Annotated in this window: 26 protein-coding genes; 10 read left to right on the top strand and 16 right to left on the bottom strand. The window is 39.7% G+C overall.

Translation table 11 applies throughout. The annotated features are described in order from the left end of the window. Nucleotides 1–21: 21 nt before the first annotated feature. Nucleotides 22–1,062, bottom strand: a complete 1,041-nt coding sequence (gene hppD, locus H5125_RS07580; RefSeq protein ID WP_182743918.1) for a 4-hydroxyphenylpyruvate dioxygenase — start codon at nt 1,060–1,062, stop codon at nt 22–24. Nucleotides 1,063–1,132: 70 nt separating this feature from the next. Continuing rightward, nucleotides 1,133–2,293 (bottom strand): homogentisate 1,2-dioxygenase, encoded by a 1,161-nt coding sequence (locus H5125_RS07575; protein WP_101086910.1) that lies wholly within the window; start codon nt 2,291–2,293, stop codon nt 1,133–1,135. Nucleotides 2,294–2,512: 219 nt separating this feature from the next. Here H5125_RS07575 and H5125_RS07570 point away from each other — a divergent pair, with 219 nt between their 5' ends. Together H5125_RS07570 and H5125_RS07565 are read left to right on the top strand one after the other, a co-directional pair. Beyond that, the gene (locus H5125_RS07570) at nt 2,513–3,442 is read left to right on the top strand and encodes a LysR family transcriptional regulator (protein ID WP_101086911.1); all 930 of its coding nucleotides are present in this window, start codon (nt 2,513–2,515) and stop codon (nt 3,440–3,442) included. A gap of 173 nt (nt 3,443–3,615) precedes the next feature. Beyond that, nucleotides 3,616–4,404, top strand: coding sequence for a TIGR00266 family protein (locus H5125_RS07565; protein ID WP_011637779.1), 789 nt, complete (start codon nt 3,616–3,618; stop codon nt 4,402–4,404). A gap of 187 nt (nt 4,405–4,591) precedes the next feature. On the opposite strand, the gene H5125_RS07560 is transcribed toward H5125_RS07565, so the two are convergent. Beyond that, a complete protein-coding gene (locus H5125_RS07560) occupies nt 4,592–5,059 on the bottom strand; it encodes an EVE domain-containing protein (RefSeq protein ID WP_182743917.1) in 468 nt (155 codons plus the stop codon). A gap of 156 nt (nt 5,060–5,215) precedes the next feature. Further along, the gene (locus H5125_RS07555) at nt 5,216–5,629 is read right to left on the bottom strand and encodes a YccF domain-containing protein (protein WP_101086914.1); all 414 of its coding nucleotides are present in this window, start codon (nt 5,627–5,629) and stop codon (nt 5,216–5,218) included. A gap of 196 nt (nt 5,630–5,825) precedes the next feature. On the opposite strand from H5125_RS07555, the gene H5125_RS07550 reads away from it, so the two are divergent. After that, nucleotides 5,826–6,797, top strand: coding sequence for a 1-aminocyclopropane-1-carboxylate deaminase/D-cysteine desulfhydrase (locus H5125_RS07550; protein ID WP_182743916.1), 972 nt, complete (start codon nt 5,826–5,828; stop codon nt 6,795–6,797). Nucleotides 6,798–7,020: 223 nt separating this feature from the next. Here the strand turns inward: H5125_RS07550 and H5125_RS07545 are convergent, their stop codons facing one another. The 4 genes from H5125_RS07545 to H5125_RS07530 all read right to left on the bottom strand — a co-directional run bounded on the left by H5125_RS07545 (nt 7,021) and on the right by H5125_RS07530 (nt 9,943). Continuing rightward, on the bottom strand, nt 7,021–7,194 hold the full coding sequence (locus H5125_RS07545) for a hypothetical protein (protein WP_011637775.1): 174 nt from the start codon (nt 7,192–7,194) through the stop codon (nt 7,021–7,023). A 682-nt stretch (nt 7,195–7,876) separates the two neighbouring features. Further along, entirely contained in the window at nt 7,877–8,560 is a 684-nt protein-coding gene (locus H5125_RS07540) for a ChrR family anti-sigma-E factor (protein WP_182743915.1), read from the bottom strand. Further along, nucleotides 8,553–9,215 carry a sigma-70 family RNA polymerase sigma factor gene (locus H5125_RS07535; protein WP_101087219.1) on the bottom strand — a complete coding sequence of 221 codons (663 nt, stop codon included), beginning with the start codon at nt 9,213–9,215 and terminating at the stop codon, nt 8,553–8,555. Before H5125_RS07535 ends, H5125_RS07540 begins: the two co-directional genes overlap by 8 nt. A gap of 137 nt (nt 9,216–9,352) precedes the next feature. Continuing rightward, on the bottom strand, nt 9,353–9,943 hold the full coding sequence (locus H5125_RS07530; protein WP_101086917.1) for an LON peptidase substrate-binding domain-containing protein: 591 nt from the start codon (nt 9,941–9,943) through the stop codon (nt 9,353–9,355). Nucleotides 9,944–10,459: 516 nt separating this feature from the next. Between H5125_RS07530 and H5125_RS07525 the strand changes: the two genes are divergently transcribed. After that, nucleotides 10,460–11,401 (top strand): chemotaxis protein CheV, encoded by a 942-nt coding sequence (locus H5125_RS07525; protein WP_101086918.1) that lies wholly within the window; start codon nt 10,460–10,462, stop codon nt 11,399–11,401. Nucleotides 11,402–11,426: 25 nt separating this feature from the next. Here H5125_RS07525 and H5125_RS07520 read toward each other — a convergent pair whose 3' ends face one another. Beyond that, a complete protein-coding gene (locus H5125_RS07520; protein ID WP_101086919.1) occupies nt 11,427–12,086 on the bottom strand; it encodes a hypothetical protein in 660 nt (219 codons plus the stop codon). 64 nt (nt 12,087–12,150) lie between these two features. Beyond that, nucleotides 12,151–12,510: a DUF2750 domain-containing protein gene (locus tag H5125_RS07515; protein ID WP_041413601.1), complete on the bottom strand. Its 360-nt coding sequence runs from the start codon at nt 12,508–12,510 to the stop codon at nt 12,151–12,153. A gap of 487 nt (nt 12,511–12,997) precedes the next feature. On the opposite strand from H5125_RS07515, the gene H5125_RS07510 reads away from it, so the two are divergent. From H5125_RS07510 to H5125_RS07485, 6 genes are all read left to right on the top strand, one after another. Next, the gene (locus H5125_RS07510) at nt 12,998–14,245 is read left to right on the top strand and encodes a lytic murein transglycosylase (protein ID WP_182743914.1); all 1,248 of its coding nucleotides are present in this window, start codon (nt 12,998–13,000) and stop codon (nt 14,243–14,245) included. 84 nt (nt 14,246–14,329) lie between these two features. Continuing rightward, nucleotides 14,330–14,812, top strand: a complete 483-nt coding sequence (locus H5125_RS07505) for a peptidylprolyl isomerase (protein ID WP_101086921.1) — start codon at nt 14,330–14,332, stop codon at nt 14,810–14,812. A gap of 99 nt (nt 14,813–14,911) precedes the next feature. Next, nucleotides 14,912–15,139 (top strand): DUF3389 domain-containing protein, encoded by a 228-nt coding sequence (locus H5125_RS07500; RefSeq protein ID WP_101086922.1) that lies wholly within the window; start codon nt 14,912–14,914, stop codon nt 15,137–15,139. 130 nt (nt 15,140–15,269) lie between these two features. Continuing rightward, complete coding sequence (locus H5125_RS07495) at nt 15,270–15,938, top strand: alpha/beta hydrolase (protein ID WP_182743913.1); 669 nt, start codon at nt 15,270–15,272, stop codon at nt 15,936–15,938. 311 nt (nt 15,939–16,249) lie between these two features. Then, the gene (ushA, locus tag H5125_RS07490; RefSeq protein WP_101086924.1) at nt 16,250–17,968 is read left to right on the top strand and encodes a bifunctional UDP-sugar hydrolase/5'-nucleotidase UshA; all 1,719 of its coding nucleotides are present in this window, start codon (nt 16,250–16,252) and stop codon (nt 17,966–17,968) included. 198 nt (nt 17,969–18,166) lie between these two features. Beyond that, nucleotides 18,167–18,340 (top strand): hypothetical protein, encoded by a 174-nt coding sequence (locus H5125_RS07485; RefSeq protein WP_174839642.1) that lies wholly within the window; start codon nt 18,167–18,169, stop codon nt 18,338–18,340. 182 nt (nt 18,341–18,522) lie between these two features. Here H5125_RS07485 and H5125_RS07480 read toward each other — a convergent pair whose 3' ends face one another. The 6 genes from H5125_RS07480 to H5125_RS07455 form a co-directional block, all read right to left on the bottom strand. Then, nucleotides 18,523–19,368, bottom strand: a complete 846-nt coding sequence (locus H5125_RS07480) for a D-hexose-6-phosphate mutarotase (RefSeq protein WP_101086925.1) — start codon at nt 19,366–19,368, stop codon at nt 18,523–18,525. A 281-nt stretch (nt 19,369–19,649) separates the two neighbouring features. Then, on the bottom strand, nt 19,650–20,264 hold the full coding sequence (locus H5125_RS07475) for a DUF938 domain-containing protein (protein WP_182743912.1): 615 nt from the start codon (nt 20,262–20,264) through the stop codon (nt 19,650–19,652). After that, nucleotides 20,264–20,926 carry a response regulator transcription factor gene (locus H5125_RS07470; protein WP_101086927.1) on the bottom strand — a complete coding sequence of 221 codons (663 nt, stop codon included), beginning with the start codon at nt 20,924–20,926 and terminating at the stop codon, nt 20,264–20,266. The genes H5125_RS07475 and H5125_RS07470 overlap by 1 nt, the downstream gene beginning before the upstream one ends. Nucleotides 20,927–21,108: 182 nt before the next feature. Beyond that, entirely contained in the window at nt 21,109–21,546 is a 438-nt protein-coding gene (locus H5125_RS07465) for an acyl-CoA thioesterase (RefSeq protein ID WP_101086928.1), read from the bottom strand. 167 nt (nt 21,547–21,713) lie between these two features. Then, the gene (locus tag H5125_RS07460) at nt 21,714–21,980 is read right to left on the bottom strand and encodes a Rho-binding antiterminator (protein ID WP_162023310.1); all 267 of its coding nucleotides are present in this window, start codon (nt 21,978–21,980) and stop codon (nt 21,714–21,716) included. Between the two features lie 95 nt (nt 21,981–22,075). Then, nucleotides 22,076–22,633 carry a histidine phosphatase family protein gene (locus tag H5125_RS07455; RefSeq protein WP_182743911.1) on the bottom strand — a complete coding sequence of 186 codons (558 nt, stop codon included), beginning with the start codon at nt 22,631–22,633 and terminating at the stop codon, nt 22,076–22,078.

Raw genomic sequence — 22,633 nt, 5'->3', positions numbered from 1 at the left:
TATCACTTCGTGTCTATAAAATTACAGCACGCCGCGTTTCATTTGATCGCGTTCAATCGATTCAAACAACGCGGTAAAGTTACCTTCGCCAAAGCCAAGGTTATTTTTACGTTGAATGATTTCAATGAAGATAGGCCCAAATAAATTTTTGGTGAAAATTTGCAATAAATAACCGTCATCATCGCCATCAACCAAAATCTGGTGATGCTTGATACGGTCGTGATCTTCGGTCACTTGTGGCAACTTCTCGAAAATGGTGTCGTAATATTCAGGAATAATATCCAGTGTTTTGATTGAGGTGCCTTCCATAGCATCGAGAGAGGCCACAATGTCACGGCTTCTGAATGCCAGATGTTGAACACCTGGGCCATTGTATTCACCTAAGTATTCATCAATCTGATTTTTGTTATTGCCTTTACCTTCGTTAATCGGGATACAGAAACTGCCGTCTGGAGAGCGTAGCGCATAAGATACCAAAGCAGTTTGAGCGCCGCTGATATCGAAATAACGTACTTCGGTAAAACCAAAGATGTCTTTATAAAAGTTAGCCCATTTTTCCATGGTGCCTTTGTAGACATTATTGGTTAAATGGTCGACTTCCATAAAGCCTTTCTCAGGCGTTACGATAGGCTGTTCTAAATCGACAAAGTCAGTTTGATAAATATTGTTTTGTTCACCAAAAGTGTCAATAAAATAAATCAGACTGTCGCCGATACCGTAAATAGCTGGGTAGGGCATGTCTTTATTGGCATCATCGGCTGGTTTTGCACCACGGGCAACGGCTTCTGTAAATGCAAACTGTGCATCTTCTACACGCCAACCCATTGAACAAATAGCCGGACCATGAGATTTGGCGAATTCTGCAGAAAACCCTGCACGGCCTTTATTCAATAGAAAGTTAATGTCATTTTGTTTGTAGTAAACAATGTCATTATTTTTGGCTTTTTTTAACATCGAAAAACCAAAATCAATGAATATTTGGTGCATGTATTCTGTATCTGGGCTAGCAAATTCGGTGAATTCAATGCCTAAAAGGCCCAGTGGATTTAGTTCGCTTGCCATTTTGTTTTCCTTTATTTTATGTCAACACGCCATCACTCTTTGGTGACTTGGGTTAGCTATAAATGTGGTCTTAGTTTTCTAACCAAGAGCGGTTGTAATCATCACTCATGCAATTTTTGACATGAGCGGTTAAATTCAGTGGGGCGAAGGTATCAACCATCACCGCATATTCGTATGTTTCGGTTTTGCCGATAGAGGCTTCTGTACGACCAGGTTGAGGCCCATGCGGCACACCTTTTTGGTGTAACGTCATATAGCCCGCTTCAATACCTGTACGGCTCATAAAGTCACCATCGACGTAATACAAGACTTCATCGCTGTCGATGTTGTTGTGGTAATAAGGTGCTGGTATCGATTTCGGATGAAAATCGTATGGGCGTGGCACAAAGTTACAAATGACAAAATTGTGTGCAGTAAACACTAAATGCTCAGACGGTGGTAAATGAATCTTGCCGACTTTGGGTGCATATTCACTGATGTTAAATGCCCAAGGATAAACGCAACCATCCCAGCCTACTAAGTCAAATGGATGCCATTGCAGTGTCATTTTTTGATAGCGATCACCAAATTTACACATTAACGGAAACGCACCTTTTTCAACCACGGCATCAGCCAAGGTTGGCGTACGAATGTCTCGTTCACAGTAAGGTGCAGATTCAAGCATTTGGCCGTATTCGTTTCTGAAATGCTTTGGCACTTCGACCATTGAGGATGATTCAATAACAAACAAGCGTACATTTTGATAATCGTTAAATTTAAGTTGGTACGTGGTCCCGCGTGGAATAATTAAGTAATCCCATTTATTGGTTTCAATGACACCGTATTCACTCAATAATTGGCCTTCACCCTCGTGAATAAACACCACTTCGTCAGCATAGGCATTTCGATAAAATTCATTGGTGTCTTCAGTCACTTTCGCGGTGTACATGGCGACATCATTATTGAAAAATATTTTATTTCGGGCGCTAAAAAAGTTGCCTTGGCAGTCGGCTTGGCGCGAGTCTAATTTGTAATTTTGAATTAATGAGTCTTGCCATTGTTCACCATGAGATAACGAGTAAGGTTGAACGTCTATCGCTTTGGTTGGCATATTGTGATGATATTTATTGGAGTAGATATTCGAAAAGCCATGGGTTGAAAATAATTCTTCACGGTACAACTCGCCATTGTCTTTTTCGAAGGCAATGTGACGTTTGGTCGGGATCTGACCTTGTTTAACATAGAATGGCATCTGATTGTCCTATGGTGAATCGACTGCGAGTGTCGTGGCGTTTATGTTATTTGTTGTTATGGCCTAATCGCATTGGGCAAACCAATATGTGATCTAACTTACAATTTAGTGGTAAAGATCAACAAAAAAAAGAATAATAAATAACTCAACACAATCTATTTTTTAGATTGTTATGTTAACTTTACATTTGTGTATGGATAACGGGACAGTGGAAATCTTATGCGAATAGATATCGATGCCTTTAATGTACTGCAAGTACTTGTTGAAGAAGGAAGTTTTGCAAAAGCTTCAGAGCGATTACACAAGGCGCAATCGGCAGTAAGCTATCAGATTAAAAAACTAGAGCAACATCTCGGCGTGACATTATTTAATCGAGATCATTATCGAGCGGAATTAACACCCGAAGGGAAGGTTATTTTGGCAGAAGGGCAACGACTGTTACAGCATTTAGCCAATATTGAACATCTTGCCAGTCGCTTTAGTCAGGGTTGGGAGCCCAAACTTGAGTTAGTGATAGACGGTGCTTTACCGATGGAACCGATCATGACCGCGCTTAAGCGCATGTCAGAACACAACATACCGACTAAAGTGCAGCTTAATATGGAGTTTTTAGGCGGGGTACAGCATCGTTTTGAGCGCGACCAGGCCGACTTAATGCTGGTTAAGGATTATCGTACTGGCCCCTCTTATCATCCTAAACCGCTACCTGCTATTACCAGCGTGCTTGTCGCGTCATCACAACATCCCTTAAGTCAGCTTAAAGACATTAGTTTGCCTGAATTGCAACAACATGTTGAGTTAACCATCGAAGATTCATCTCCTGGTAAACGTGACCGCGATGAAATGCAATTTGGCGGCGATAAAGTCTTTTATTTGTCAGGCTTTATCATGAAAAAAAATGCCTTACTAAAAGGCCTGGGTTTTGGTTGGATGCCGGATTTTTTAATTGCCGAAGAATTACATCAAGGACTACTTATTGAAGTTGATTTTATTGGTGGTAATCGGTTTAGTTTTACACCGCAATTAGTCTCTACACTTGAACGTCCGCTTGGGCGAGCTGGGCAGTTATTTACCGAGCTTATTTTGCAAGAATTTGCTCAATATCAATTGCAACAACAATCAGGATTGAGCGGTGCGGGTTTAGGTTAACGATGGACACAATTGGTAAACAAATGCAGTGGCAACAGAACGCGGATATTTTATTGAAATGTTGTCATGTTAAATGGATGATCATTTTGTTACCTTAAATCATCCATAAGGAATAATGCCTTAATACTGAATTGGGCAACTGCAAACATTAAATAAATTTTTAAGGAATGAAAATGAGCATGAAAAGTCATGAAGTAGATTATGAAATTATAGGTTCTAGCATGCAGCTGGTTGAAGTTGAATTAGACCCAAATGAGTCTGTTATTGCTGAAGCAGGTGCGATGACTTACCTCGAAGAAGACATTATGTTTGAGGCCAGAATGGGTGATGGCTCTGAACCAGAATCCGGTTTTTTTGGCAAGCTACTTGGTGCAGGTAAACGCGCCATTTCGGGTGAGGGTATTTTTATGACCCACTTTACTAATCAAGGTCAACAAAAACGAAAAGTGGCATTTGCTGCGCCATTTCCTGGCACTATTTTGGCGATAGACTTAGCTCAACATCAAGGCGAACTTATCTGCCAAAAAGACAGCTTTTTAACGGCAGCCTTAGGCACGCAAGTAAGCATGAAGTTTAATAAGCGATTAGGCACCGGTTTCTTTGGTGGTGAAGGATTTATTCTACAAAGCCTTAAAGGTGATGGCATGGCGTTTGTGCATGCTGGTGGGACACTGATTAAAAAAGAATTACACGGTGAGACATTGCGGGTCGATACCGGTTGTTTAGTTGGATTCACTCCCGGGATTGATTATGACATACAGCGTGCAGGCTCATTAAAGTCGATGGTATTTGGTGGTGAAGGTTTGTTCCTTGCAACCTTAAAAGGCCATGGGACGGTGTGGTTACAAAGCTTACCGTTTTCTCGTATGGCTGACAGAATTATTGCTCATGCACCATCAAGTGGTGGCAAAGACCAAGGTGAAGGTTCTGTACTTGGCGGAATAGGGCGAATGATTAACTAGTATGGGCATTGCGTGATCTTATCACTGTGCCGTTAGTATTTGAGCTCAGACTATTTATAGCTAATAGTGTTTACGTAGTCTGAGCTGTCTTTAGGAGGCTGATTTAAAGAAGATGTTTACTGGTCGGCTGACAAGCTGGTCTGTTTTAATTCAAGGTTACCGATGCAAGGTCATCAATCTAACGTTATTATTCTAAGGTTGTTAGTTGCATAATGTGTTGGTAGTGCAACTGTGTGACGGGCTGAATACTCAGGCGGGCACCTTTAGCCACTAATACCATATCTTGCAGCGCGGGATCGGCTTTCAATTGCTTCAAGCTCACAGGCTTAGAAAATTTGGCCATAAATTGAATATCGACTTGCCACCATCGAGGCGCATTAGCGTTAGATTTTGCATCAAAATACGGTGAACGGTTATCAAAAGCACTGCTATCAATTTGAGCTTCACTGCTAATTTTTGCTAAACCCACAATGGCAGGAACTTTACAGCTAGAGTGGTAAAACAACACTACATCGCCCAGTGTAATTTGATCGCGAATATAATTACGTGCTTGATAGTTACGAATACCTTGCCAAGCAACAGTTTGCTGCTTACTCATCTGTAGATTATCAATACTAAAGTCGTCTGGTTCAGACTTCATTAACCAATAGTTCATGTGATCCCATTATTGTCTTTAAAGTGACTTAATAACCTTTCAGTGCTTAAGAATGGCAATGTACACGGTGCAGATACGATTAGGCAAATAAAAAGCCGACAGCATTATGCTATCGGCTTTTTACAATAGTGGTCATTCAGCGGTTATTAACGAATGTTAATAAGTCGGTTTGGCAATAACGGTTTGACCAATAGGGGTTAAACTTAATAAGGCCAACTTAAGATGTTGTAACGCGAACGGAATACCTATAATCGTTACAAAACAAGCCAGAGCATGGACTAGATGACCAATCGCGAGCCAAATACCAAAGCATAAAAACCATATTACATTACCCACCAAACCTAACGTGCCAGTGCCAATATCTTCTTGGCCTGAAATGTGTTTCCGGTTAACGGTCTCTTGTCCAAATGGCCAGAAAGCCAGTTCGCCAATAACAAAACAAGCACGACCAAATGGGATGCCAATGATACTGATAAAGCACAGTACTCCAACAAACCACCAAGCTAGTCCCATAACAAAACCACCCATTAAAAACCAAGCAATATTAAAGATTAAGCGTAAAAGAGACATTTTCATTCCTATCAATAGTCAATATTCTCAATATAAAGCCATTTTCATGCCATGTTTTCAATTTGTTGATTATTAAGGATTAAGTGTTGCTGTGGTATTGTAAAAGTAGAACAGTGCGAGGATTCACGCAAATGAATCGATGAGATTTATCATTTTTTAGTTAAAATGCTCATATTACAGTTGATTGAGACAATTCATGTTTTCGATAAGCCCAGTGCAAACGATGAACTTTGCTGGACGCAGCATCTACATTAAAAGAGATGATTTATTACATGCTGACTTTAGTGGTAATAAAGCACGTAAATTTTATCATTTTTTGCATCATGATTATTCACATGTTACCCAGCTAGTGGCATCGGGTTCGGCCCAAGCCAACTCATTATATTCCATGTCAGTATTGGCTAAGCGGCAAGGGTGGAAATTTGATTACTATGTAAGCCATATCAGCGAGTTTTTATTACAACATCCTCAAGGCAATTATGCCGCTGCGATACAAAATGGCGCCAATATTATTGATGTTAGTCATTTGACCGATGTTGAAAATCTTCAAAGTATGCATTTAGACGATGCGATGCAATATATTGTTTCATCGAATCCAAGCTACGCAGATAAAAAACAATTACTTTTTATTCCTGAAGGTGGGCGTTGTGAGTATGCCGAAACCGGGATAACACAACTTGCCTGTGAAATTATTCAATGGGCGCAAGATCAACAAAAAAATAAGCTAAAGGTATTTTTACCCTCAGGTACGGGGACCACTGCGGCTTATTTAAATAAACAACTTACTCAACAATTGGCTCATTTATCATTAACGAAAGTTTTTACCATTGAGGTGTTAACTTGCAGTACTGTGGGAGGGGATGAATATTTACGTCAACAATTCTCACAATTAGTCGATGAGGTTTATTTTCCTAAAATTATTAATGATGGTTATAAATATCATTTTGGCAAACTATCACGACGTTGTTTTGATATGTGGAATACAGTATGCCAGTCGGGAATTGAATTTGAATTATTGTACGACCCGGTTGGATTTCTAGTGTTACAACATTATTTGAATAGTAATACTGTCAGTGCAACCGATATTCTTTATATACATCAGGGGGGAGTCTTGGGAAATAAAACGATGTTGCCAAGATACCAACGAAAGTTTTCGCACTCGGTTTGATTACAGGATGAATGCAAGATGTTTTTTCTATAAGTTGTTGATATAAAATTAGATGTTTTAGAGGGGTTAACTGGGATGTAACGCTGAAGAATAACTTAAAATGATGCGAGTGAGTTATTCATTTTGCTCTGTTTTAATAAACATCGGTAAGTGAGAGGAGAATACCGAGAAATGAGTTTATTAAATAACAGAGCAAATGATTAACGCAAAGCGTTAGGGGGTATTACTTATTGGCAGAGATTAACCATTTCATGAAGTTTAATGCTTCAATACGTTTTGAAAAGGTTTTTTTGTTTTTACCTAGGCTGTCGGTAAAAGCAATTGAATTCTTGTTTGACGAGATAGAGTTAACCGGAAAGCTAACTGAAATTTCGTGTCCATTCATGTTGTATGACATAGGTCACACTCCTTCTTATATATTCACCATTAGGTGAGAAAATTGTTCAATAAAATATCCTTGGCATTTTTTAGTGTTGCAAAAGATTAATGTTTCGAGATTTAACTTAACCTATCCTTTACTCACTAATCAAGTGTTGATATGTAAATAGTTGATTAAGGTCTATTTTATGCTTGCAACATTGATGTTGTCACATGACATATAGCCATAAAAAAATTAATACATATTTAGTACTTAACTTTGTAAGTTAAACATAGTTTTATGACAACAAGATGACGTGAATATAATTTAAATTATCATATCAACAGAAATCAATTGAAATCAAAAACGATGTACAGAAGCTTGTCTTGGGTTTATTTACGAAGTGAAGTTGAGCAGACTTACAGGTAGGTAACCAAAATTAACAAGAAAACTAAATCTGTGTGGATAATATACTGAGTGTTTGCATATGGCAATAGTCTTTTTCAATTTTTAATCAAATTAATGCAGTTTTCGATTAAAAAATAGCAATTAGTGACTAATTATCAACAATTCTCACCTTGCTCGGATGTCGATAGTGTTAAAAGGGATGACGAAAATCACTCATCATCCCTTATTGCTGGTACAACTTAATGATAAATAGCGGCCAAGTTGTCGATACACAAACCTTAGTAGTTAACATTTTAAGAAACTAACGTAATGGTTAGTAAAGTAAATCGCCAATTGGGTTTAATAGTTTGCTGAACCCTTTAGTGAAGTATAACGGGGCATCGACAATGGTATAGCACAAACAACCTTCAAGTGTTTTTGGTGAATGTTGGTGATCTTTATCAAGCAACATAAAGTCACCAGGCTTGTAGGTGTTGTAACAGTCGCTGAACTCACCTGCGAGCAGTAATGTTAGCTCTGCACCTTTGTGTGTATGTTCAGGAATTTCACCATTGGCTGCGATATGCAACAAGCTTGCTCTTGCTTGTGGCTCTCCGGTATCGAGTCTCAAACGGCTGACTTTACCAATACCCTGCCAAGAAGCATTAATTTGCTTACGAAATACCTTAGGCAGCGGATAATGCTGACCTTTAATACTAACGCTATTGTCTTCAATCGGATCAACTGTACTAGCTTGTTCAACCTCTAAAGTATCTAAGGTTGAATTTAGTAGCTGCTCGAGTAGTGCGTCTAATTGATTATTATTAGTGTCTACCGACTGAGTTTTTACGGCCGACTCAAACTGTTGCTCAGACAACGCAATTGTCACCTGGTCAAGTTGTTGCTGGCAATGAGGACACAATTCAGCATGAGCGGAGATAGCAATCGACATCGATAGCGGCAACTCGCCTTTAGCATGGAGAGACAGCAAATGCTGGTCTGGGTGGTAATTAATCATAGTGTTTCTCCATAAAGCTTTTTAATTTTTCCAAGCCAAGTCTAAGTCGTGATTTAACCGTTCCAATTGGAATGTTAAGTTTGTCTGCTAACTCTTGTTGAGTAAGCTCTTGCATATAAATACCTTGTACTACTTGGCGTTGTAGAGGAGGTAATTCTTCTACATGCAGCAATAAAGTTGCCGATAATAAAAAATCATCGTCGTTGTTTTCAGCTTCATCAGACTCAAATAAAGGCCAAATATCATCACCGAAAGAATCTTCACGGTTATGTTGTACTTTACGGAGCATGTCAAAACATTGATTACGCATGATGGTAAATACCCAAGTACTTACCGCTGCTTTGTCTGCATTGTAAAGATGGGCTTTTGTCCATACTCGAGTCATTGTCTCTTGAACTAAATCCATGGCTAAGCCCTGTTGGCTTAAGCGCTGAACACCAAAAGAGTTAATTTTGGGGCCAAAATGCGAAAAAAGTTTTGCAAAAGATGCTTTGCATCGATCATTAGCCACCTGCATCATTAATGACGCAAGCTCATCAGCCATTGGATTGGGTTCGTTTGATTTCATAGCACCGCTTAGTTTAATTAGGGATCTTTGTGCAAGATGCCCCTTATCATAACGACTTTGTGTGCTTTGTGATTGAACATTTTCCATTATTTCACCCGCATCCAATAAATAACTCATTGAGCATAAGAGATTACGTCATTATGCTGTGGCTATCCTGAGCTCAAACAAGCTGCAGTATCATTATCTTGTACGTGGCATTATTGGGTTCGGATCACAGTTCTGTATTATTTTATTATGTCGGCTAAGAATGATTTAGCTAATTGATGATCATGGCTATTGATACACTGATATTTTTCTTTGGAACTCAATGGGATAATTTCAAGCCATCGCTGACAAACCCACGCAATATCATTAAAGTTTTCTTCAGAATAGTGGGCAAGATGCTGTGGGTATTGCTGTAAAATTTGCTTTAACGTATTGCTAAGTGCTTTATCTTTTTTACGCTCATCAGTGTGATCGTGGCTCTGTTCAGTTTGTCGTTCAATGATATCGCACGGCCAAGAATCAATTAAGCTGACATCGGCGCGCTTTAAACCGTCACTATCAACACTTATTTTGTTAATAATGAACGTTTTTTGCCCTTGCACACTAATACCTAATAAGCCATCTTCAAGCGTTTCAAAGTCGATAATCTGGGTTAATGTGCCCATGGGTAATATGGTTTTTTTATCATCAGCCAACATACATAAGCCAAAACCAACACCACTTTTTAGCGATTCTGATACTAAGCGTTTATATCTAGGTTCAAAAATACGTAACTGGGTATATCCTTGAGGTAACAAGCAAATCGGTAATGGGAATAATGGGATGATCATAACGGCCCCTGAATGACTTTTAACGAATAATCTACACTGTTGTACGTACACAAACAGGTTAATGATCACCTTGATCTGTGGTTTAAACATGCCAAATTATATTGTGTTATGTGTGAAAAGTTATGCTCAAATGCATTATCAAGACGGGCTATTCATATGAACGTCTTAAGTATTAATTGAGTTAAATGGTTTTACAACAGTAACAGGCTTATCTATTAGGATAACAGCCGACAGACTTAACAAAGCAAAACCGAGGGTGAATTGATGCCGCGGTTTCAGGAGTCTTTTTATTGGTGTTAACTTTAGTAGAACGTTTGTGAGATGAAATAACTCGAGTTTCGAATTAAACATTTTACGTATTAGGGGTGTTTTTTGATCTTGTTTATATATATTTTTTATTTTTGCGGCATAAATCCTGATTCAACACTGTTTAATGATATTTTTTAAGTATAATTACCCTTGTTAATGATGACGCATCTTTGATGTTGCTTGTATGTTTTTAGGTGGAACCTGTTCATGAGAAAAGTGCTCGATACGGTAGATCAAAGAACTAAGTTAGTTGGCGAAAACCGTTTAGAATTGTTGTTGTTTCGCATTAACTCAACCCAGTTGTTTGCCATTAATGTATTTAAAATCAAAGAAGTGGTTAAGTTGCCACCCTTAAATAAGTTACCCGGCAGTAATCATAATGTTTATGGAGTAGCCAACATTAGAGGGATGTCGATCCCAGTGATTAATTTACGACAAGCGATTGGTTTCTCGCCGATGCCAGTGAATGACGATTGTAACTTGATTATTACCGAGTATAACCGCAGTGTGCAGGCTTTTTTAGTTGGTAAAGTCGAGAATATCGTTAACATGACCTGGAGTGATATTATGCCGCCGCCCAAAACCACTGGCGGACATAATTACTTAACCGCAATAACGAAAATTGAAGACCAAGGACACTTACGATTAGTGTCTATTATTGATGTTGAGAAGGTATTAGCTGAGATTATTGATTACGATGTGAAGTTATCTGACGGTGTGTTAGATGAAGCGCTCGTTTCTTACATGCCTGGTCGTAAGATATTAATTGTGGATGATTCGTCAACGGCGCGTAAACAAGTAAGGGACACTCTCAATCAACTTGGTATAGAGATTATTGAGGCGTCAGATGGATTACAAGCTTTGCGATTATTACAATCGTGGGCTGATGAAGGCAGACAGGTTGCCGATGAATTGCTAATGATGATTACTGATGCCGAAATGCCCGAAATGGATGGTTATAAGTTGACCTTTGAGGTGCGTAACGATCCTCGAATGGCGGCACTCTTTATTACTCTCAATACTTCTTTAAGCGGTAGCTTTAACCAAGCGATGGTGAAAAAAGTCGGCTGTAATGAGTTTATCTCTAAATTCCAGCCTGACTTATTAGTCAGCGTTGTTCAAGATCGTTTACGGAGTATTCTTAGTTAGGCCACAATTGAATGATTAAGTGGTTTTATTGATCCATATCTTCGATTAACTCGTCAAGAATACGACGTTGATGCCCTGGGGTGATACCAATATTGAGTCTCGCTATTTTGACAGCATGGCCAAATTGAGCTTTACCAAGTAAGGTAACCAGTTGCTGTAAAAAACCACTGTCTAAAGATAAGGTCTTGCTATAGTGGCTAATGGCTTTTGTTAGAGAGGTAAACATTATATCGTCAAACTCGAAACCGGTATGATATTGACTACTGTCACCCGCTATTTCGCCTTCAAGTAAAACCCCGTCCAGACTTAATGGCCAGCCCCGTGCATTCATGCGACTTTGGGCTATTTGATACATCATCCAGGCACTTTTTTTAAATCCACCAAAAATCATACAATCAAAATCTGATTCTTCGAGTTCTTGCTCAGTCCAATTAATGCCAATCGCCAAGTCTTTGCTATAAATATGCATTAAATTATCTTTAACCGCATCTCGACAATCCCAAATAGAGGTCAGCAGATTTTTCTTGGCTAACATATGGCATTCTTTACAAGCAGGAATGGCTAGAGAGGGGTGGGGAGTGTGAGTCATTCTATAGTAATCAAAAATATGATTACTGGGTTCGTTGCAAAACCAACAGGTGTGGCGTTTGTCAAAAGGAATATCAATCAGTGTAGGCATGGGCATAATAATATCAAAAAGCTGTTCAATGGCTGAACAGCTTGGGTAGTAAGATCAAATCAATTAATGATTATTCTTTTTCAAAATCAACTAATTCTTTAGCCAATACGATAGGGTCAATTTCTAGGCATTCTTGTTCAGCTTCCCAATCAACACCTATTAATACACCGTCATCATTTAAATCACTTACCCAGTATTCTAAAAACTCAGTCAGTGTAATAGTCACTGGGTTGTAGTCTGCCCACTCATCAGTGCAATGGCTTTTTGCAGCAGCTTCACTTGACCAAAGTGGCATAACATCAGTTTCTTCAAATTCTGATGAGTCACATACAACCCAACCTTCACCTGTTTCATCTTGTAAGCCCCATAAGACTTGATGTTGTTTTACGCTTTCGATAAAGCCTGTTAGTGCTGCTGTTTGTTCTGTCATGATAAATCGCTTAAATGAGTGAGAATTAACATCATTATACGGACTCAATGAATAAGGAAAAGGCTTAATTAATGACAATTTTGTTTATGAGGATCCTTGGTGGTCATTTAGAAACTAAATTGCCCCAGAATCTAGACGCAAATCGGGCATTTAGTCTCTTATTAGAAACTAACACGATTAAATGCGTCAATGTTGTAACTGTATTCGCTGTCGTTCGTTGGGTCATTTAAATCAATCGATAGTCTTGGCGTTATTGACCCGCTTATTTATCAAGCTGTTTGTATGACTCAAATCAAGTGCAGCGATTAAGACGAGTGTCTGTGGTTTTGAGTGACGGCTTCATTATTAATCACCTTGTCATCGGTGTTGTTATTTTTCACTTGAATTTGGCATAAATAAACAGGGTTTAATGTTAACAGGTCTTGTTTACTGAAAGCCGATGCGTCACGATATTCAATATTCATTTTTTGTAAAATAAGTGTTGTTCATGGCTCATAAAAGACGTTTTTCTGTGTTTATTGCTTCAATGTTTGTATCTAGCACCTTATTGAGTGCCTGTGCTGTGTCGGCATCACCCGATCCTGTTGTTGATGTTACTCCAGTTCAAGAGCATCCCGATTTTGCTACCTGTGTGATTAATTTACAGCAAAAAGCAAAAACGGCAGGGATTTCACAGCAGATTATCGATACAACGGTGGCAAATTTAAAGTTTGTCCCTAGGGTGATTGAATTAGATAATCAGCAGCCAGAATTTACCACTAGCTTTGGTGATTACTTCGACAAACGCGTCACACCATGGCGGGTTGAACAAGGCAGAAAAATGATGGCCAAACATGGGTCATTATTAACTAAGCTAACAAAAGAGTATGGTGTGCCTGGGCAATATATTGTTGCTTTTTGGGGCCTAGAAACCAACTTTGGTAGTTACAAAGGTAGCATGCCAGTGCTCGATTCATTGGCAACGCTAGCATGCGATCCAAGGCGTAGCGATTATTTCACTGGCGAGTTATTACAAGCGTTGAAGTTAAAGCAGCAATATAATTTCGCAGATAACAAAATGGTTGGATCGTGGGCTGGGGCGATGGGGCACACCCAATTTATGCCAACTAACTATCGTAAGTATGCAGTAGATGGTGACGGTGATGGTATTGCCGATTTATGGAATAGTGAAGTGGATGCATTAACTTCTGCAGCTAACTTTCTACAACACCTAGGTTGGAAAGCAGATGAGCGATGGGGACGAGAAGTATTATTACCTGTTGATTACCCGTTTGCTTACTTGGGCGGTAAACACCCGTTACCATTAGTAAAATGGCAAGCGCTTGATATTAAACAATCTAATGGTCAGCAGTTATCGACACCAGATATGCAAGCCGCTTTATATTTACCAGCAGGGCATACGGGTCCAGCTTTCTTAGGGTATGACAACTTTAATGTGATTATGCGTTGGAACCGCTCTGAATTTTATGCCATAGCAGTCGGTCATTTAGCCGACAGAATTAATGGTGGTGCGGAATTAACACGTGCGGTACCTAAGCAGCCAAGGTTAAGCCGAGAAACGGTAAAGCAATTACAACAAAAACTGAATGATGCTGGGTTTGATGTCGGTAAGCCAGATGGCATTTTAGGTCGTAATTCAGTGCTAGGGTTGCAAGCTTTTCAGCAGCAAAAAGGGCTAATTGCGGATGGATTTCCTGACGAACAAACATTTAATGCATTAGGCATCAAATTATAATGGCCACCTAAAAGGCTACTTTTTTGTGGATGCATTAGCACGCTTTTGCTAAGCTTCGGCAAATTTTAGAGTTAAGGAACGATAATGATCATTAAAGACGATATGGTAGTGCAGTTTAATTACACGCTACGTGATGAAAAAGGCGATGTGCTTGAATCAAATGAAGGTCGTGAGCCGATTGCATATCTGCATGGGCATGACAACATGATGCCTGGTATCGAAGCTGCTATTAATGGTAAAGAAATTGGCGAAAAGTTTACTATTACTCCGCCAGCCGCTGACACTTATGGTGAACGCCAAGAAGATTCAGAGCAGCGTGTATCAGTTAAACATCTTGTCGGCGCAAAAGTATGGAAACCTGGCATGGCTGCAGTGGTGAACACTGAACAAGGTCAACGTCAAGTTACCATCATTAAAGTGGGTAAATTCATGGCAACGGTTGATGTTAATCATCCACTTTCTGGCCGTGAATTAACATTCGACATCGAAATTGTCGGTGCTCGTGATGCGTCAGATGAAGAAATTGCTCATGGCCACGCCCATGGTGCCGGTGGTCATCACCACTAATGAGATTGATTTGCTGTTAATTCTTAATTTAACAGCAACTTAATTCTTGTATAAATCCCAAGTGAATACTTGGGATTTTTGTTTTTACAGTGAGTTATTATGGTTATTGATTTTTCTTTGGGTAAAATTATTGTCACTGTGCATGAGATTCAATGCCGGTTTCATGATAGTCAACTGGTGCTTGCTGCGTCAGTAGATGATATTAGCTGTTTTCATCAAGGTTTAGTGATTGTTGCCGATGCGGGGACGGTGCGGTGGAGTCTCAAACTCGATAATCCAGCGCAATTAGAGGCGTTACTTGATCACACCGGGATCCACGCACAATAGCCATTAGTCATAAATCTATCTGAATACACTAGATTATTTATGATGTTTAAACGTGAATCGTTCGATGTTAAAAATCAATTAACGTAAGATAGCCACCAATATTGTGACTGTATTGATAGGATTAATAAATATGACTGCTCAGTTAGATAAAATCGTGATTGAACCGCAATCACCTGCAACATCTTGTGTCATTTGGTTACATGGTTTAGGCGATTCTGGTGCTGGTTTTGCACCAGTAGTACCAGTATTAGGCTTAAATAGTCAGCATAGTATTCGTTTTATTTTCCCTCATGCACCAGAGCAAGCTGTGACGATTAATGGCGGGTTTGTGATGCGTTCATGGTACGACATCAAAAGCATGGATTTGCATGACCGTGCAGATATCCAAGGTGTTATGGCGTCTGAGCAAGCAATACGTCAGCTAATCGTCGATCAAATCAGCAGCGGTATACCAGCAGATAAAATAGTCTTAGCGGGTTTTAGTCAAGGCGGAGTAATGAGTTTGTTTACCGGTCTGCGTTTTGAACAAAAACTGGCAGGTATTATGGCATTATCTTGTTATTTACCTGGTGGAGAAGCATTGCCAGAGCAACTTGCTGATGCCAATATTCATACTCCCATCTTCCAAAATCATGGTGAGCAAGATGATGTAGTCCCTATGTTTGCCGGAAAAATGGCACATGATGCTCTGATCGCAGCAGGTTATCAGAGTGTTTGGAAAACCTACCCTATGGCTCATAGCGTATTACCTAATCAACTTGTTGATATTGGTCAATGGTTACAACAAGTTTTGAAATAATGCAAATAAGTATTGTTCTTGTTTTGGGATAATCGATGATGTTACGTAGTATTTAAAAAACCAATCTATTTAAATGGCTTAGCAGTAAAAATGCTTAAGCCATTTTTTTACTTTGCATTAACAAGCCCATTAACATGGTTATTGTTTTTCTCAGGGAATTGTTAAAGGGTAAGCTGCTGTTAAATAGTGTATTTAAAATCACATTCTGTCATAAAAGTGACATCAAAATCCGCCAATCTTTGTTATCATTCTGGCCGTGAATAGGATAATTCACGGATTTAAAAATATAAATTATAACATCGGGGTAAATCATGACAAATATGTTAATCAAAGGATTAGTCGCAACGGCTGTACTAGCAGCGTTAACCGGTTGTGGCAGTGACGACGACAATACAGCAGTCGTAGCACCAACAACATGTGCCGAAGCAGGTGCAGATTGTAAAATATTCACAGTATTACACACCAATGATAACCATGGCCGTTTTTGGTCTAACAGTGATGGCGAATATGGTATGGCAGCGCGTAAGACGTTGATCGACCAAATTCGTGCTGAAGTCAGTTCAAACGGTGGCGAAACGTTATTGCTATCTGGCGGTGACATCAACACAGGTGTTCCAGAATCAGATTTACAAGATGCATTACCAGATTTTATCGGTATGAACGAAATTGCCTATGATGCAATGGCTGTCGGTAATCATGAATTTGATAACCCATTAGCAGTATTAGATTCTCAACGTTCAGTAGCAAACTTCCCAATGCTTGCGGCAAACATTTATAAAGCAGACGGTACTCGTTATTTTGATGCTTATAAAGTGTTTGACGTTAACGGTGTTCGTGTTGCTGTTATCGGTTTAACCACCGAAGACACGGCTAAAATCGGTAACCCAGAATTTATTAAAGATTTAACCTTTACTGACCCAACAACTGAAGCAGCTAAAGTGATTGCAGAAATTAAAGCTGCAGATACCGCTGATTTAATTTTCGCAACGACTCATATGGGTCACTATGCTGATGCGCAAAATGGTAGTAATGCTCCTGGCGATGTAACATTAGCTCGCGCACTAGCTGCAGGTGATTTAAGTGCCATTATTGGTGGTCACTCACAAAACCCTGTATGTATGGAACCAGATACTAACGACTATGCAGAGTTTGCTCCTGGTGACGCTTGTACTCCTGACATGCAAAATGGCACTTACATTATGCAAGCTCATGAATGGGGTAAGTATGTTGGCCGTGCTGATTTTGAATATTTCAACGGTGAGCTTCATCTTGCAAGCTACAAGTTAATTCCGGTTAATTTGAAGAAAACGGTTGAAGATGCTGAAGGTAACAAAACTAAAGTTTTAGTTGCTGATGAAATCACAGCCGATGCAGATTTAAAAGCACTACTTTCTTATTACCAAGAACGTGGTCAAGGCCAACTTGATGAGATTATTGCTACTACAGATGCATTATTAGACGGTGAGCGTGCAAATGTACGTAATATGCAAACTAACTTAGGTCGTTTAGTTGCTGAAGCACAGCGTACTAAAGTGGGTGCAGATATCGGCGTGATGAACTCTGGTGGCGTACGAGCCTCTATTCAAGCTGGTGATATTTCTTATCGTGACGTGTTAACTGTGCAGCCTTTTGGCAACATGGTAACGTTGAGCACTATGACAGGTGCAGAAGTGACTGAGTATCTTAATACTGTAGCATCTTTCCAACGTGGTTCTGGTGCTTATGCCCAAATCACTGGTGTGAAAATGACGGTTGATTGTACTGCGCAAACAGTCGCTATCAGTGAAATTAATGGTAAAGATTACAGTGCCACTGATTCATATAGCTTCACTGTACCAAGCTTTAATGCTGCTGGCGGTGACGGTTATCCAACATTAGACCCAATCCAAACAGGTTATGTTGATGCTGAAGTGTTATACACTTTCTTCAAAGACAAAGGCACTATTGCTGCCGCTGACTATGCGCCAATAGGTGACATTGTTTATGAAAACTCAAACAGCCCACTAGGTTGTGAAGTTACTGCAAACTAATTAAACTCAATTTAGGTTAATAGATGGGGTACCCATTTATTATTCCGAGCTAAGGTTAGATTGCAACAAAGGCAGCTTCGGCTGCCTTTTTTATTGGCGAGAGTTTAGTTGACTCGTGGTTTAATAAAGCGGTAATGTAATCAATAGGTTTTGTTACTATTGTTGAACAGTGCATGTATAGGATTGAGAGAAATTAATATGACAGGTACCTACAGATTATTGTTGTTAGTCACTTTAATTGTGCTTGCACTAACGTGTTATCTAGCCGGTAGCCAAACGGGAGCGGTGACTTTTTTTGTGGCAGGTGGATTGCTTGAAACAGCCTTTTGGTTTGGCTTGTTTAAAAAATCTAAAAATAGAAGCATTAGTTAATATTAACTTAAACAGTTATCGGTTATCAGAGGTTGCTTGTTGAATTGCTTATGATGGTATTGGGCAGAATATTGAAATCGTAAATGGATATTTGAAAGTAACAAAGGCAACCTAGGTTGCCTTTTCTATTATAAAGCTATGACGTTCTCTGAATGGCTGTTTATCTCACTCAATTAGGTGTGTTATTTCCAGCCAATATGAGTGGTTAATGTATGACTTTGTCCAGGTGCTAACACCACGCAGTCTTCCAACACGTTAGCGGCTTCTAAGCACACCATGGTTAAGTAATCGTCTGCATTAAAGCGTGAAAGGCGCATCGACTTGTCTATCCAAGGGTTCCAAAGAACCGCTGATTGACTGTTTTCGCGACTGACTACAATGGTGCCATTTTGTGTATGTAACTCCTGAGTATCACCTAATAGGGTATAAACCCTGTCGGTTTCTCGTTCAAATTTAACGACATCATCGACTTGTTTAAACGGCCCTTCACCAAATTCAATGTATTGTGACCCGCTAAAGCCACTCGCTTGCAATTGATGAATATCTTCAATAGGAAAGTAGCTATGCAATGCTTGGGTAAGCTTCACGTTATCATTTCCATTATTAGTATTCACCAAGCTGACTGATAAGGTTTCGCCTAAGGTGAATAGCACCTTTACTTGGGTATTATGGGGCCAATATTGTTTATCCATTTCACTGGCGGGCAGGGTGAAAACTAAATCTACTAATTGGTTACGCATTTTGACTGATTCAAGCGACCAGGTTTTGTTTCGTGCAAAACCATGCTGCGGAAACCCTGGAGTGTCGCTCATACCAAACCAAGGCCAACAAATGGGGATTCCTCCTCTGATACCATTACCAGGTTGGTAATCATCTGCACTTGAAACCCATAATAGTGGTGCTTTGCCTACAGGTATAAATTGATCTATTTGTGCACCTTGCATAAAAATACGTGCTTGGCAAAGTGCAGTGTCAACAGCAACATAATCAAGACCATTGGGATGTCTTTTAGTGGTAACCGAACCCATAGCGTGTGTCCTTGTGTATTTTGACTCTAGTCGATAGCTTACAAGGTTTTTGGCAAGTAAGTCACTAATCGTTTGGATGATTTACGGGTGTTAACGGTCAACTTTAGTCAATAAGTAAACATCAAACCGCTATTGATTCAGTACCAAGCATTGCATCACTTGCCATCGATAGGCTATTACGAGTTCAATTCGCCTTGTGAGCAAAATAACGCGTTTTGATATTACAGATTTGAAATCATCACACTGTATCGATTTAACCCATCTCTAATGTAGAGTTTAGGTTATTTACTAAAATGTAGCAGACGGTTATTGGCTGGCATGGCGATGTCTTTTTGAAGTATTAGCCCTTGTTGTTGTGCTAACTGGCAGATCCATTCAATATCACGGATACCACTATCAGGGTTGTTGTGTTGCAGCCATAAATTGAATTGTTGATTACTGTCACTGGTAAATTGGCCTTGATAATTAAAGGGACCATAAACTGCTAATGAGCCTGAATTAAGCAATACACTACCAACGCCAGCAAAGAACGCTTCAACCATTGGCTTACTCATAATGTGCAAGGTGTTAGCACTGAATATGGCATCTATATCAGATACAAGCAGGGGCCATGGTTGAGTGACATCAAGCCCGATTGCCTGTTGTAAGTTGGGTTGTGTTTGCAAATTGAGTCGAGCTTGTAGGGTAGGTAAATAATGTTGTTGGTCACTTGGTTGCCAGCGGACATGAGGAAGGTGTTCAGCGAAATAGACGCTGTGTTGGCCTGTACCACTGCCTATTTCGAGTATATGTTGCCTATTGGCAAACCACTCTGCCAATAGGGTTAAGATAGGCTGTTTATTATTTTCACACGCTTGTGAAAAAGGCAGCTGTTGTAGCGATAATGATTGAGGCATTACGAGATATCAATTCTGTCCATTTCTAAGTGCTGCAATGCTATCACCGCTTGAGTGCGATTGCGAACACCCAGTTTACGGAATATCGCCGTGGCATGCGCTTTGATGGTTGCTTCTGATACCCCAAAATCATAAGCAATTTGTTTGTTGAGTAACCCTTCTGCAAACATCTGTAACACGCGATATTGTTGCGGGGTTAAGTCTGATAATCGGCTGGCCATTTTATCGGTTGGGTCATCAGAAACTGGCACGATTTGAGTACCTTTTGGCAACCAAATATCACCGTATAACACCGCATTTAATGCTTCTGCCAACGCTTCCATTGACGCAGATTTAGGAATGAATCCGCTACTGCCATAATGTATCGCTCGGCTGATGGTATTGATGTCTTCATGGGCAGATATCACCACTACGGGGATATCTGGATAATGAGTTCTAAGGTGGATCAGGGTTGAGTAACCGTGCGATCCAGGCATTTGTAGGTCCAGCAGGATTAAGTCAAATGGGGTCTCTTTTTGATCAAGAACCCTTTGTAACGCTTCGGCACTATCGGCCTCAAACCATTGAGTTTGTTCAAACGCATTACTCAGCGCTAGCCTTAAGGCATTACGGAATAATGGATGATCATCTGCAATGATGATGTTTAAATTTTCGAGCTTCATGGCGTTTTTTATTCTATGTTGCACGTGAAGATAAACTCAATGTAACAGAAAAGTAATCGAGTATTCTATTGCTTTATGTCACATTGTGATTGATTTGAATAAAAACCGTAAAATTATAGACTTTAGTCGAGTAAATAAAGTGCTAATGCAGCCATCTATCTGACTACATTAGCAAGGATGTATTAATTGTGTGGCCACACTTGGGTTGGGTTTCTGTTTTCATCTACCGCAACAAAAGTAAATACTCCGCGTATTGCATGTTCTCGATGATCGTTGTACATATCTTCGACATAAATGTTCACTTCAACTTTGAGTGATGTATTACCAACATGAATCACATTAGCAATCAGCTCTGCTAAGCTGCCTGCGGGTATCGCTTTTTTAAAATCGATACGGTCAGAACTGACGGTCACTAATGATTTACGACAAAAACGGGTGGCGGCGATAAAGGCTGTTTCATCCATCCATGCTAAAGCATCACCACCAAATAAGGTGTTATGGTGATTGGTATTAGACGGGAAAATAGCCTTTATAACGCGCGCTTCTGATTGAGCAATACGTGCAGCAATGTCATCAGGGAAATGGTTTTGAGTTTGAGCAGGGTTTTGAGCAAGGGACATACAACTACCTAATGTTATGCAGATCAACAAAGAATTCAGCGAAAAAAGCCGCGTATTATACTGTATTGCGCGGATCTCTGTCGATGTTGTAGCGCCTGTTTAGTCACCCAAGGGCCAAATTTCGCGGGCCTTTAAGGTAAATGTTCCGATGAGTTGGGTAGAGTAAACTATTCGATTAACGAGATATGGCTAAATGAGGCATTTTTGCTGAGAACATCAATTGAAGTGATATCGGTTAATATCACTTCAATCGCTTGCTGTTGTTGATTAATACCCGCAATGGCTTCATGTTTTTGTTGATTGCGACTGACATACAATGTTCGATCAAATTGACCTTGAAGATGGGTTCCATCTGTTAATGTTAGTTTGACCCTATAGCGATACAAACAGATGATCTCAATATAATCGTAAATCTCACATTTAATTGGGTTCATGTCCGTCTCCTATTTGTCTGCTATGTCTTTTGCTAAAAACCATCACTCACTAACAATCATTTACCAGCTATCATTTACTCACTTTCAATGACCCGCTAATAGCGTAACAACACAGTAGAAACCATTTGCTTGTTCGCATTGAGGGTCACTATGTATAAGCGATCAAACTCACTTGCATCTGCAATGGGTATTTGTTTTTCTGCCCCGAGACCTTCAACTAAATCTGTTGAAGTATTACTGTGTCCGACCACTAAAATATTACCCTGTTGAGTTAATAGATGTTGGGTAAATGCCGCCATATCACGTGGGTCATAAACACTTAAATCCACTTGCTGATCTTGCGTTACGGCGGTGGCCGTTTCACGGGTGCGATTATAATCCGTTGTGTACACTTTATCTAAATGCGTACTGGACAGTACTTTAGCTAAACGCAGGGCTCGTAATTGTCCTTGTGCAGATAAACTAGGGTCTTTTCCAGCAAATTTTTCTGCATGTCTGACAATAAAAATAACTTGATTGCTCTTAGTATTGTTATCGCTATTTACGGCGGTATTGTTAAGCGCAATCGGAGCAACGATTGGCGTCTGTGCCATTAGTGATACGCTGATTAAACTCATACAGCCGAAAACGGCTCTAATGATTGATTGTTTCAT

Source organism: Shewanella sp. SR44-4 (assembly GCF_014163715.1).
GTDB lineage: Bacteria > Pseudomonadota > Gammaproteobacteria > Enterobacterales > Shewanellaceae > Shewanella.
This window is presented reverse-complemented; position numbering and strand designations above follow the sequence as displayed.